A 12,710-nucleotide genomic window follows, 5' to 3' on the forward strand; every position below is an offset into this window, starting at 1 on the left:
CCGGGCCGGGAACCTCGGACCCCGGCGGTCTGAGCGCTGTCCCTGCAAGCGGTGGCACCTCGTCCGGATCGGACGGGCTGAACGGATCGTGGGGTCCGGGGGGCGCGTTCGCCCCCGGGCGGAGGGTCCGGGAGGCGGCGCCTCCCGGTGGTGCTCCTTCAGGAGGCGTGTCTGACACGCTGGCGTCAGGAGCGGCTGGCTGCCGCGCTCCGGAGGGCCTGGGGCATCGTCTCCAACGGGGTGGGCGCGCCGGAGGCGAGGTCGCGGTCGGCGCCCATACGGATGTCCGAACGCAGGGCGGTGGCGTAGGCGACGATCATGCTCGCGATCCAGGCCCAGCAGGCGAGGTCGAGGGGTGTCCAGGCGTCGAGGAGTGGCGCGGCGAGGTGCGCGGGCGGCAGGAGGGCGAGGAGGGCCGACCCGGCGGCGAAGATGGCGCGGAGTTCCGTGGTGCCGACGGGGCCGGCGGAGAGGTCCAGGATGCCGGTCACGGCCAGGCGCGCGGTGGCGAGGTTCACGAGCATGAAGTGCAGGGCGAGGGCGAGGAACGGCAGCGCCGGCCAGAGCAGTCCGGACTGGGCGAAGCCGGCGGCGACGGCGAGGTAGCCGGGCATGTCCAGGCCGTTGTCCAGGAGGTAGCCTCGGCAGGGACGGTTCGCGCCCCGGTGGCGGGCGAGGCGGCCGTCCAGGGAATCTCCGGCCCAGTTGAGGGCAAGGCCGAGGACCGCCAGCGCCCAGAAGAGGGGGTGCCGCTGGGCGAGGGCGAAGCCCAGGCCTGCCAGCGCGGCACCGGCGAGGCCGAGCGCGGTCAGCCCGTCCGGCGTGACCCAGCCCGGGAGGCGGGGGAGCAGGGCGTCGAGGGCGCGGGACTCCGGGGCGGCGAGGAAGCCGCCGTTGCGGCGCTGCGGCGTCATCCGCGCCCCAGAGGGCGGAGCGCGGACAGCGCGGCCTCGATATCCTCCGGGCCGTGGGCGGCGGAGGCGAAGAAGCGCAGGCGGGCCTCGCCCTTCGGCACGCCGGGCGAGAGGACGGGGAAGGCGAGGACGCCGCGCGCCTCGAGGGATTGGGCGGCGCGGAGGGTTTCGAGGTCGCCGCCGAGGATGACGGGGACGATGCCCTCTCCCCAGGCCGGGCCGGTGTCGAGGCCGAGGGCGCGGGCGCCGTCGCGCAGGCGGCGGCTGTTCCCGCGCAGCCGGGCCACGCGTTCGGGCTCGCGCCGGAGGATGCGCAGGGCGGCGAGGGAGGCGGCGGCGGTCGGGGCCGGCATGCCGACGCTGTAGACGAGGCCCGGCGCCCGGGCGCGCAGGATGTCCACCAGGGCGCGGGAGCCGCAGACATAGCCGCCGCAGCCGACGAGCGTCTTGGAGAGGGTGCCGAACCAGATCTCGACCGCGTTCGGGTCCAGGCCCGCATGCTCCGCGATGCCGCGGCCGGTGGCGCCGAGCACGCCGAGGGCGTGGGCCTCGTCCATCATGAGCCAGGCGCCGTGGCGGTCCTTGATGCGGACGAGCTCGCGCAGGTCCGGGCCGTCTCCGGACATGGAGAAGAGGCCCTCCGAGACGATCAGCACCTTGTCGTGCAGATGCCGGGTGCGTCGGAGCTGTTCGTCGAGGTCGTCGAGGTCGTTGTGGCGGAAGGAGCGGCGCGCGGCGCGCGAGGATTCGGCACCTAGGACGAGGCAGTTGTGCGCGAGGGCGTCGTGCAGGACGAGGTCGCGCGGTCCCATCAGCGTCAGGATCACGGAGATGGCGGCGGCGTGGCCGCTGACGAAGGCGACGCCGGCGGGCACGCCGTAGAAGTCCGCGAGCGCCTGTTCCAGCGCGCCGTGCACCGGGCGTTCGCCGGAGGTGATGCGGCTGCCGCCGACGGAGGTGCCCCATTCCCGCGCGGCCTCCGCGTGGGCGGCGATCACCTCGGGGTGCTGGCTGAGGCCGAGGTAGTCGTAGTTCGTGAAGTTGTGGAGCGGTGCGCCGTCCAGGCGGATGACCGGGCCGTCCTGGGCTTCCCGGACGCGGTAGTAGGGATCGCGCAGCCGGAGCATCGCGCCCCAGCGCCGCTCCGATTCCACCTCCCGGTGGAGGGGGTGGTCGAGGAAGGGGTCGGAGGGTGCCGCCGCCGCGCGCGGCAGGAGGCGGAGGCGCGCGGGGCGCGTCACCGGCCCGCGCCCGCGGCGGTGCGCGGGGCGGTCGGCGCGGGCGGGTCCTGCTGGACTGCGCGAGCCGTCCCATCGTCGCCCGCCGCGGGCAGGAGGGCGGGAAGGAGGCTTCCGGCCAGTTGGCGGGCCGTCCGGGTGCTGCCGAGGGCGGCGAGCGCGGTCAGTTCGGCTCCCGTGCGCTTCTCCAGGCCCAGGCGAAGCTCCAGGGCCATGAGGGAGTCGAGGCCGAGGTCGATCAGGGCGCGGTCGGGGTCCACCTCGGTGACGGGGAGGCGGAGGATGGCGGCGACCTCCTCGCGGATCGCGTCCACGAGGCGCTCTGCCGCGGCGTCCCGGGAAAGGCCGGTGAGGTCGAGGCCGGCGCCGCTCTCCTCCTCCGCCGCCGCCGTCGCGAAGAGGCCGGCGAAGAGCGGGGCGCGGAGGGTGGCGAGCTTGCGCGCGCCCGGCGTCCAGCGCAGCACGGCGTAGCCGCTCACGGCCGGGGCGGCGCGCGGGTTCTCCAGCAGGCGGCCGAGATGGTCCAGCGCCTCGGCCGCGGTGACGCCGGCGACGCCCGTGGTGGCGCGCAGGCGCTCGGCGAGGCCGCCGGTGCGCGCGACCACGCCGGTGTCGGAGATGGCGCCCCAGCAGACGGCCAGGGCCGGCACGCCGCGGCCGCGCAGCTCGGCCACCGCGCCCTCCAGGAAGGCGTTGGCGGCGACGTAGGCCCCCTGCCCCGGGCTGCCGACGAGGGTCGTGGCCGAGGAGCAGGCGACGAGATACTGCAGTTCGTCCTCGCCGAGGGCGCCGGCGACGGCGCGGATGCCCTCCACCTTCGGGGCGAGCACGGCGTCCAGGCTTCTCGCCGTCACGCCGGAGAGCAGCCCGTCCTCCAGCACCATGGCCGCGTGGACCACGCCGGCAATGCCGCCATGCGCGGCGCGCCAGCGGGCGAAGGCGGCCGTGACGGCGGCGGTGTCGGTGACGTCCAGGCCTTCCGCGGCGAAGACGATGCCGCGGGCGCGGAGGGCGTCCACTGCCGGAAGCTCCGCCGCGCCGATCGTGCCGCGGCGGGAGGCGACGACGACGTGGCGCGCGCCACGGTCCGCGAGCCAGAGGGCGGTGGCGAGGCCGAAGCCGCCGGTGCCGCCGAGCACCACATGGGCGCCCGGTGCGGGCACGAAGCCCCCGCCCGCGGGGCGGCGGTCCTGCCCGCGGCCGGCGGGGCGGATGACGATCTTCCCGACATGGCCGGAGGCCTGCATCAGCCGGAAGGCGTCGCCCACCGCCGTGCCGGGGAGGGCGAGGCAGGGGAGCGGCCGGATGGCGCCGCTCTCCACGGCCGCGCAGGCGGCGCGGGCCGCGCGCATCGCGGCCTCCGGCGCATGGGCGAGGAACTGGTCGAGATCCACGCCGAGGAAGGCGAGGTTGCGCGCGAAGGGGCGCAGCCCGATGCGCGTGTTCTCCAGGAAGTCGCGCTTGCCGAGTTCCACGAAGCGGCCGAAGGGGCGGACGAGGCGCAGCGTCTCCCGCATGGCATCTCCGGCGACCGAGTTCAGCACCACGTCCACGCCGTCCGACACGGCGCGGACCTGCGCCCCGAAGTCGGCGGCGCGGGAATCCACCACGGCGTCGGCGCCGAGGCGGCGGAGGAGGTCGCGCTTCTCCGGCGTGCCGGCGGCGGCGATCACGCGGGCGCCGAGGTGCCGCGCGATGCCGAGGGCGGCGAGGCCGACCGCGCCCGCGCCGCCGTGGATCAGCACGGTCTCCCCGCGTTGCAGGGCGGCACGGTCCACCAGCGCGTGCCAGGCGGTGGTGAGGGCGACCGGGAGGGACGCGGCGGCCTCCGGCGACAGGCCGGCGGGGGCGCGCAGGAGGGAGGCTGACGGCACGGTCAGGTGGGAGGCGAAGGCGTCCTGGGCGAAGCCCATGACGAGATCGCCCGGGCGCCAGGGGCCGTCGCCGCCGGACAGGACGTGGCCCGCGAACTCGAAGCCGAGGCTGCCGGCGGTGAGGCCCTCGCCAAGGATCTCCTCGTCGAGGAGGCCGAGGGCGAGCATCACGTCACGGAAGTTCAGGCCGGTGGCGGCGACGGCGACCTCCACCTCCCCGGGGCCGGGGGCGCGGCGGGGCTCGACCTCCCAGATCAGGTCGTCCAGCCCGCCGGGGCCGCGGCGGAGCACCGTTCTCTCGCCGGGAGCGGGGGCGCGGAGGGATGGCCGGGCGCGGCGGGCGCGGGGGACCTGCACGCCATGGGGGCCGATGACCAACTCCCGCTCGGGCGAGGCGGTCTCCAGATGGGCGCGCAGGGCCTGCGCGGTCGCGATGGGTGTGGCGCCGCGGGGCAGCACGGCGTGGACCTCGACGGCCGGGGTCTCGTTGGCCAGGGTGCGGGCGGTCGCGCGGGCGGCCTCGGCCGGGGCGCCGCCGCCCTCGCAGAGCACGACGAGGCGGGCGCCCGGGGTGTCCGAGAGGTGGGCGGCGGTGTCCCGCAGCCGCAGGATGCGCTGTCGCAGGGCGGCCAGTTCGCCGGAGACGGGGCCGGCCTCCAGGTCCACCACCACGGGGGGATGGGCCGGCGCGGCGGGATCGTCGTCGCGCTTCGGGCCGGCGCCCGCGTAGGGGATCAGATCGAAGGTCGGGAGCAGTTCCCGCGCGCGGGCCAGAGCGGCCTCGCGGACATGCAGGACGAGGTGGCTTCCGGCCCCTGCGCCCGCCTCGCCGGGTGGTTGCGGCCGCTCCTTCGCGGCGACGGGCGCGCGGCGGCCGGTCTCGGCGCCCGCGAAGACCAAGAGGCCGGCGCCCGAGGCGTCGAGCTCGCTCCGGAGCACGGGGCCGAGGCCGGCCTCCTCGGCCGCGCGGGCGGTTTCGGCCGGGAGGGGCCACTGGCCCACGGGGGCGTCCGGGGTGGGGGTGAGGTCCCACCAGCCCGCCTCGGCCGCGTGGAGCAGGTCGAGGACGGGCGCGTGGGGCGGGATGCCGATCAGCACCGGCGGGCCGCCGAGGCCGCGAAGCTGCTCCAGCGGCGAGGGCGAGGCGGCGTCCAGCGGCGACGTGGCGACGCAGGCAACGAGTTCGGGCGCGGCGTGCGGCGGGGCCGGGGCGCGGGTGGCGTCGCGCAGGCCGACGAGCCCGCGCGCGCCGAGGCGGGCGAGGGTCGCCTCGGCCCGAGGGGGATCGGCGGAGAGCACCTCCAGGGCGAGGCGTCCCTCGCGCAGGGCGGGCAGGAGGCGCGGCAGCAGGCCGGCCAGCCCGGGTTCCAGGAGCGCGACGCGCAGCGGGAGCGCGAGGCCGTCGGCCGCCGCCTCGATCGCGGCGGCGACGGCGTCCAGGGTGGGCGCGGTCAGGCGGGAATGGGCGAGCCAGTGCTCCGCCAGGGCCGGCCGGGGCGCGGCCGGGGTGCCGGTGCGAAGGAAGCGGGCGAGCTCGCCCTCCGCCCAGGCCATCCAGCGCAGGTCGGCCACCGCCTCCGGGTGGCTCCGGGCGAGGGCGGTCAGGGCGGCGCTCTCGGCGGCCGGGACGGAATCGTGCCCTGCGGTGCGCGGGGGAGTGGTTTCGCGCAGCAGGTCCTGGAGGAGGTGCCAGAACGGCCGCGCGGCCGGTGCGACAGTGGCTGGGGCGACGGTGGCCGGGCTGGGCTCCTCCGCGGCGGGGTCGCCGGCTCCGTGAAGGAGTTCGGCGGCGGTGGCGCGGGCCCAGGCGTCCATCGCGGCGGCCACGGGATCGGCGGGGGCCGGCACGGGGGCGCGGTGCGGGCGGCGCAGGGCGTCGTGGAGGGCGGCGCGGTGAGCGCTCTCGTCGGCGGGGTGGATGTGGACGATGCGGTCCTCGTCGCGCCAGGTGGCGTGGACAACGCGGCGCATCACCACGCCCTCCGCCCGCGCGAGGAGGTCGCCCTCCGCGCCGAGGAGGTCGAGGTCCACGACGCGGGTGCCACGGGTCCGGCGTACCACCCGGGCAACGGCCCGGGCGGGCGGGCGCCGCGGCCCGAAGAGCGAGAGACGGCCGATGCGGACCGGCAGTTCGCCCACCGCCGCGTTCGGCACGGGTGCGAGGTCGAGGAAGAGGCCGTGGAAGGCGGCGTCGAAGGCGGCGGGGTCCGTGACCATGACCGGCGCGAAGGCGCCGAGGTCGAGGGGGGCTGGACGAAGCTCCGACACGAAGGCGTCCGCGCCGCGGCGGAGCGCGGCGACGGCGCGGAAGGCGCCGCGGTAGTCGAGCCGCGCGCGGGCGGTGGCGGCGTAGACCGCGGGGGCGTCCACGGGCTCGGTCAGGCCGGGTGGTTCGGTGGGGTTGGGGGCCGGTCCGGTCAGGACCTGCAGGGTGCCGCGGGCGTGCAGGACGAAGCCCTCGCCCTCCGCGAAGCGACGGCGGGAGCGGATGGCGACGGAGCGCTCCGCCTCGTCCCAGGCGATGCTGAGTTCGCGCGCGACGCCCGGCTCCAGCACCAGGGCGCGCAGGATGTCGAGGTCGTGCAGGCGCAGCCGGGCGGTGCCGAGCGCCTGTTCGCCGACGGCGGCCATGATCTCGATGAAGCCGGTGGCGGGGAAGACCGCCTGCCCGTCCACGCGGTGGCCGCCGAGGAAGGGAAGGGTTTCGAGGCTGATGGCGTGGCGCCACTCCGCGCCGCCGGGTGCGACCCTCATCCCGGCCAGCGGGTGGCAGGCCGCGCCGCCGAAGGCGCCGCCATAGAGGCCGTAGGCTTCCGGGGTCGGCTCGATCCGGAAGTCCTGGCGGTGCCAGCGCATGGTGGGGAGGCGGAGGGAGCCGCCCCTCCCCTCACCCCAGCCCGCGGGGACGGCACCGCGCGACACCGCCTCCGCGGCCACGCGGCGGACGGGATCGCCGGGCTCCGGCGCGCCGGTTGTCAGGCTGGGCATGACGGCGGCGGGCCGGCCGGCGCGGCGGGCGACCTCCGCCATCGCGTTGCCGAGGAGCGGGCGGGGGCCGATCTCGATGAAGAGGTCTGCGTGGTCCAGCGCGGCCTCCACCGCGCGGGCGAAGAGCACGGGGCGGCGGATGTTCGACCACCAGTAGGCCGCGTCCATCGTCGTTCCGGCCAGGGGGGCGCCCGAGACGGTGGAGATAAGGGGGATGTCGCCCGGTCGGGGCGAGAGTTCCGCCAGCGCGGCGATGATGGACTCGCGCGCCGGGTCGAGCAGCGCGTGGTGGAAGGGGTAGTCGATGTCCAGCGGCAGGGCGGGGATGCGCGCCCGGCGGGCCGCGGCCACGGCGGCGCGGACCGCGTCCGGCGGGCCGGAGAGGGTGGTGGAGGAGGGCGCGTTCTCGGCGGCGATCTCCAGGCCGGTCAGGCCTTCCTCCGCGGCCAGGCGCGCGGCCTGGGCGGCGTCGCAACCGAGCACGGCCATGCGGCCCTGGCCGCGCACGGCCTCCTGGCCCGCGCTGCGGGCGGCGATGAGGCGGGCGGCCTCCGTGCGGCCGAGGATGCCGGCGGCGGCGGCGGCCGCCACCTCGCCCACGGAATGGCCGAGCACCAGGGCGGGGCGGATACCCTGCGCGGCGAGCGCGTCCACGAGGGCGATCTGCACCGCGTAGAGGGCGGGCTGCGCGGCGGAGGTGGCGGCGAGGCGGTCCTCCGCGTCGTCGGCCCACAGCGTCCCGACCGGACAGGGGCCGCCCGCGGCCCGGATGAGGGCGGCGGTCGCCTCGAAGCTCGCGCGGAAGGCCGGGGCGTGATCCCAGGCCTGCCGCGCCATGCCCGGGTACTGGCAGCCATTGCCGGTGAACACGAAGGCGGTGCGGGCGCGGGGGGCGACGGCCTCGCCGCGGCGGAGGAGGCCGGGGGCGGTCCCGCGGCGCAGGAGGGCGGCGACGTCGGGCGTCTCCGCGGGGTCGATCACCAGGCGGTGGCGCAGCAGGTCGCGCGTGCCGGACGCCGCGCGGGCGACGGCGGCCGCGCCGTCCCGTTCCACCGCGTCGGCATAGGCGGCGGCGACGCCGGCGAGCGCCTCTCGCGTGTGGGCGGAGATGACCAGCAGCTCGCCCGGGCCTGCCGCGTCGGACGGAGCGGGTTCCGGGAGGCCTTCGAGGATCGCGTGGGCGTTGGTGCCGCCGAAGCCGTAGTTGCACACCCCGGCCAGCAGCGGTCCCGATCCGGGCAGCGCCCGTGCGTGTGCCGCGGCCTCGAGGTTGTAGCCGGCGAGGTCGATGGCGGGGTTCACCGCATCCAGGTGCAGCGTCGCCGGCAGGTGACGATGGCGGAGCGCGAGCACGGTCTTGGCGAGACCTGCGAGGCCGGACGCGCATTCGAGATGGCCGATGTTCGACTTCACCGAACCGATCGGCAGCGGCACGGTGCGGCGCCGGCCCAAGACCTCGCCGATCGCGCGCGCCTCCACGGGATCGCCGACGAGGGTGCCGGTGCCGTGCGCCTCCACGAAGGAGAGCGCGTCCGGGTCGATCCCGGCGCGATCGTAGAGGGCCGCGAGAAGGTCGCGCTGGCCCTCGGCGGAGGGCAGCGAGATGCCGTTCGTGCGGCCATCCGAGTTCACGCCGACGGCGCGCAGGCGGGCGCGGGCGGGAAGGCCCTTCGCCTCCGCGCGTCCGAGCACGACGGCGACCGCGCCTTCCGCGCGCACATAGCCGTCGGCGCGCGCGGAGAAGGGGCGGCAGCGGCCCGTGGGGGAGAGCATGCCCGCGCGGGAGAAGCCGACGAAGGGCGCGGGCGAGGAGAGGATGTTCACGCCCGCGACGATCGCGAGGTCCACGTCGCCGCGCTCGATCGCTGTGGCCGCCTGGGCGAGCGCGACGAGGGAGGAGGAGCAGGCCGTGTCCACCGTCAGGCTCGGGCCGGTGAGGTCGAGCGCGTAGGAGATGCGGTTCGCGAGGATGGAGAGGCTGTTGCCGACCATGAAGTGCGGGCCGATGGCGCCGAGGTCGAGCACCGGCACGTCGGCGTAATCCGTGGAGGAAGCGCCGACGAAGACGCCGACGCGCTCGCGCGCGAGCCGCGAGGGCGGGAGGCCCGCATCCTCCAGCGCTTCCCACACCACCTCGAGCAGGACGCGCTGCTGCGGGTCCATCTGCGCGGCCTCCCGCGGGGAGAAGCCGAAGGCCGCGGCGTCGAAGCCGTAGGCGTCGCGCAGGTAGCCGCCGGCGAAGGTGTAGGCGGTACCGCGCGCCGCGCGGTCAGGGCTGAGGAAGCGCTCGGGGCGCCAGCGTCCCTCGGGCACCGTGTCGGAGACGGTGCAGCGCCCCTCGTCGAGCACGGACCAGAATGCGTCCGGGCTCTCGGCCCCGGGGAGCCGGACGGCGAGGCCGCGGATATGAAGATCGGACCGGGGCGCGCAGATCATCGGCGGATCACCCGCTGTCCGATCATTCGCGGCGGCGCGGGGAAGGAGCGGGTGGGGAAACGGCGCATCGAGCGCTGGTTGAGCACGCGTTCCCTGAACAAAAACTTAAGGAACTCGTGCGACAGACATCAGGGATTCACGAAAACGGTGAGGTTACCATGCTGCTCCGCGCAAGGTCAGATGCCAATCCGGTCCGTTCCGGATTCTTGACCGAAACGTGAGCGTGGCGGGGCTCGCCATCGTCTCGGGTGCGTCGAGCGGCATCGGCTGGCACGTCGCCCGCCTGTTGCTGGCGCGGGAGTTCACGGTGCTGGCGATCGCCCGCGATGCGGCGCGGCTGCGGTCGGCGCGTGACGCGATGGGGGACGCCGGGCCGCGCTACTGTCCGGTCGCGCTGGATGTGCGCGACGGGGCGGCGCTGCGAGAGGCCTGCGCCGGCGCGATCGCGCGGCACGGCGCGCCGCGCTGGGTGGTGGCGAGCGCCGGAATCGCGCGTCCCGGGCGCTTCCTGGACATCCCGCCCGACGAACATGAGGGCGCGTTCCGGACGAACTATCTCGGCAGCCTGCACCTCGCGCAGGCCTGCCTGCCCGCGATGGTCCGGGCGCGGGGCGGGCGGCTGGTGTTCGTGTCCTCGGCGGCGGCGCTCGGCACCTTCTACGGCTTCACGGCCTACGCGCCGTCCAAGCTGGCCCTGCGCGCGCTGGGCGACGGGCTGGCGCTGGAGATGGCGCCGCACGGCGTGGGCGTGACGACGGTCTTCCCGCCGGACACCGACACACCGCAGCTTGAGGCGGAGATGGCCCATCGTCCGCCCGTGGCGCGGGCCTATCTTCGCGGGGCGCCGGTGCTGGCCCCGGAGGCGGTGGCGCGCGCGCTGCTGGACGGGGCGGCGGCGGGGCGGCGGCATGTGACCCCGGGACTCGGCCCGACGCTCCTGCACCGGTTCCCGCGCATCGCCGACTGGATCGGCCGCCGCCGACAGGCGCGGCTGGCCGCGGTGCTGGACGCGCCCGATCCGCGGGAGGGAGGGGGGACGGCGCGAAAGCCCGTCGGTCATCAAACAGTTCTTAAGAAATGAATGCCCGAATGCCGGGGCGAGACGGGCTTCGTCTCGGATTAACCCTTCGGGCGGCCCCGCGACCGATCCGGCACACGATCAAGGAGCGATCGCCTTGAACCACATGGCCCCCGCGCAGGAACGCAGGCTGCGGCTCGCGGTGATCAGCACCTATGACGACCTCTGCGGCATCGCGGGCTACACGCGGGCGCTGGTGCCGCAGCTCGAGCCCTGGATGGAGGTGGAGGTCTTCGACCTCGACCAGTTCCTACTGCGCAGCACGCATCGCCGCATCCAGCGGCTGGCGGACCGGCACATCCGGGAGATCGCGGCCCGGCTGGGCGCGTTCGACGCGGTCAACATCCAGCTTGAGTTCGGCACGCTCGGCCTCACGCCGCCGCAGATCGTCCGGCGGATGCGGCGCCTGGCCAACGCGTCCCCGGCGCTGTCCGTGACGTTCCATACTGTGCTGGACAGCGACGGGTTCCCCTGGCCGGGCATCCTCGGGGCGGCGTCCAGCCTGCGCTTCGGGCGCGCGAAGGACATCTTCAACGCGGCGGTGCACAAGCAGCGCCTGGCCCTCGGGATGCACCGGCTGCTGCGCGCCACCCAGGCGCGAAAGCCGCTGGGGCTGATCCTGCACGGGAAGCGCGAAGCACGACTGATGCGCGACCTGCACCGGTACCGGAACGTGGAGTACCATCCGCTCTCCTTCATGCCGCCGCAGCAGGCGACGGCCATCCGCGCACAGACCGGCCGGGCGGATTTCCCGCAGCTCTCCCATCTTCCCCGCGACACGGTGCTGGTGGGGACCTTCGGCTTCGTCTCGGAGTACAAGGGGTTCGAGACGGCGATCCAGGCGTTGCGGCTGCTGCCGGAGAACCACCACCTCCTCGTCTTCGGCGGCGTGCACCCGCAGCGGATCGTGCGGCACCAGCCGATCGACCCCTATCTCGACCACCTGATGGACGAGGGGCGCATCGGCAGCTCCGTGCTGGACGTGCTGCAGGACAAGGGGGCGAGCAGGCTGCAGATCGACAGCTCCGCGGGCGCGCTGCTGGGATCGCCGCCGGATGACCTGACGCGCCGCATCCACTTCATGGGCGCCCTGCCCGACGCCGAGTTCGCGCGCGCCATGGCGGTCTGCGACGTGGTCGCCATGCCCTATCACGAGGTGGGTCAGACGAGCAGCGGCGCGCTGGCGCTCGCGCTCGACATGGGATGCCGCGTCATCGCCTCCCGCACGCGCAACTTCCTTCAGCTCGGGCGCGCCATGCCCGGGCAGATCGAGTTCTTCGACATCGGCAATTTCTCCGAGCTGGCGCAGCGCATCATGACGCCCGCGCCGCGGGTGCGGGATGTCGGCACCATGCCGTTCAACACCGCGACCAACGCCGCGATGTACCGGCGTGTGCACGAGCGGATGGCGGAGGGGCCCTGGGCGGCGCGCCATCCCGGCGCGCGGGAGGCGGTGCGGCCGCCCCTCGCTTCGTCCGTGCGGGAGGTCGCCGAGGTGGGCGAGGCCTGATGGGCCGGGTGCTGCTCACCGGCTTCTACGGCCGGGGCAATGCGGGCGACGAGGCGATCCTTCAGTGCCTGTACGAGGCGCTGGCGCCGCAACATGCGGTGGCGATCGCGACCCATCCGGCCGACACTCATCCGAGCCATCGGGACTGGTATCCTTACAACGCTTGCGTCCTGGTGGATGAGGGGTCCATCGGCCGGATGCTGGAATGGGATCCGGACGCGCTGGTGATCGGCGGAGGGGGGTTGCCGCCGGCCTTCGGCGCGCATCTCGCGCTCACCATGCGCCTGCTGGGCCGGCCGACGCTGCTGGTCGGCACGGACAATCTCGATCTCTCCCTGCCGAATCCCGAGCCGCTGGTGCTGCGCGACTACATGGCGGGGTTCCGCATCGTCAGCCTGCGCTACGAGCGGGGCGTGCAGGCGACCCGCGCGCTGGGTGGCGAGGCGGAGCACGGTGCGGACTGGGTCTTCCTGCTGCCGACCGGACCGGTGGCGATGGCCGCGGGGCAGGAAAGGGCCCCTGCCGCGGGAACCGCGCATCCATGACGCCGCTGTGGCCGCGACGATGCCCCCGATCGACCCCCGCCATTGCCTTGCTCTGCTCCGACGGCGCGTCGGGGGCGGATGGCCGCCACGGACACGCATGAGCGATCCACAGCGAACGACGGAGTTC

Annotated in this window: 6 protein-coding genes; 3 read left to right on the plus strand and 3 right to left on the minus strand. The window is 75.5% G+C overall.

Annotated features, from left to right (window positions below; genetic code table 11):
- Positions 1–185 precede the first annotated feature (185 nt).
- From ACP6CK_RS13980 to ACP6CK_RS13990, 3 genes are read right to left on the minus strand one after another with little or no spacing between them, the layout of a single operon-like run.
- Positions 186–914, minus strand: coding sequence for a CDP-alcohol phosphatidyltransferase family protein (locus ACP6CK_RS13980; protein ID WP_426959649.1), 729 nt, complete (start codon positions 912–914; stop codon positions 186–188).
- Positions 911–2,155, minus strand: a complete 1,245-nt coding sequence (locus ACP6CK_RS13985; protein WP_426959651.1) for an aminotransferase class I/II-fold pyridoxal phosphate-dependent enzyme — start codon at positions 2,153–2,155, stop codon at positions 911–913. Before ACP6CK_RS13985 ends, ACP6CK_RS13980 begins: the two co-directional genes overlap by 4 nt.
- The gene (locus tag ACP6CK_RS13990) at positions 2,152–9,450 is read right to left on the minus strand and encodes an SDR family NAD(P)-dependent oxidoreductase (protein WP_426959652.1); all 7,299 of its coding nucleotides are present in this window, start codon (positions 9,448–9,450) and stop codon (positions 2,152–2,154) included. Before ACP6CK_RS13990 ends, ACP6CK_RS13985 begins: the two co-directional genes overlap by 4 nt.
- Positions 9,451–9,667: 217 nt before the next feature.
- Here ACP6CK_RS13990 and ACP6CK_RS13995 point away from each other — a divergent pair, with 217 nt between their 5' ends.
- From ACP6CK_RS13995 to ACP6CK_RS14005, 3 genes are all read left to right on the plus strand, one after another.
- Complete coding sequence (locus ACP6CK_RS13995; RefSeq protein WP_426959654.1) at positions 9,668–10,531, plus strand: SDR family NAD(P)-dependent oxidoreductase; 864 nt, start codon at positions 9,668–9,670, stop codon at positions 10,529–10,531.
- A 94-nt stretch (positions 10,532–10,625) separates the two neighbouring features.
- On the plus strand, positions 10,626–12,038 hold the full coding sequence (locus ACP6CK_RS14000; protein ID WP_426959656.1) for a hypothetical protein: 1,413 nt from the start codon (positions 10,626–10,628) through the stop codon (positions 12,036–12,038).
- Complete coding sequence (locus ACP6CK_RS14005; protein ID WP_426959657.1) at positions 12,038–12,583, plus strand: hypothetical protein; 546 nt, start codon at positions 12,038–12,040, stop codon at positions 12,581–12,583. Before ACP6CK_RS14000 ends, ACP6CK_RS14005 begins: the two co-directional genes overlap by 1 nt.
- The last annotated feature ends 127 nt before the right edge of the window (positions 12,584–12,710 follow it).

The sequence above is a fragment of the Muricoccus radiodurans genome, assembly GCF_050154705.1.
In the GTDB taxonomy this organism is placed as follows: domain Bacteria; phylum Pseudomonadota; class Alphaproteobacteria; order Acetobacterales; family Acetobacteraceae; genus Roseomonas; species Roseomonas radiodurans.